The 432-nt window shown below is 66.4% G+C and carries 1 protein-coding gene; it reads left to right on the top strand.

Annotated elements, in window-relative coordinates:
- A partial coding sequence (locus I6F37_RS40805) for a hypothetical protein (RefSeq protein WP_225154493.1) occupies window positions 1-432 on the top strand: 432 nt, incomplete at both ends.

Here is a 432-nt window from a genome sequence, read left to right as displayed (position 1 = left end):
GCCGAGACGGACAAGTTCATCGTCCGGCACGTCGCCATCGACCTTCGCACCGACTTCGAGGCGCACCGCCTCGAGGGCACGGCTGAACTCACCGTCGAGCAGGTCGACCCGAACGCCGACACCCTGACCCTCGATACGCGCGACCTCGAGATCAGCGCCATCCACCTGATCGAGATGAGCGGCCGGGCCAAGGTGCTCGCGTTCGAGCTGGCCGCTCCCGATCCCATCCTCGGCAGCAAGCTCTCGATCGAGTTTCCCCACTGTTGTGCGGCGACCTCGCAGATGCGCATTCGCATCGCGTACCGCACGTCGAACGAGGCCAGCGCGCTGCAGTGGCTCGCGCCCTCACAGACCTACGACGCCAAGCCCTACCTCTACAGCCAGGGCCAGGCCATCCACACGCGCAGCTGGATTCCGCTACAGGACACGCCC

The organism is Bradyrhizobium sp. NBAIM08 (assembly GCF_020193935.1).
Lineage (GTDB): Bacteria > Pseudomonadota > Alphaproteobacteria > Rhizobiales > Xanthobacteraceae > Bradyrhizobium > Bradyrhizobium yuanmingense.
This window is presented reverse-complemented; position numbering and strand designations above follow the sequence as displayed.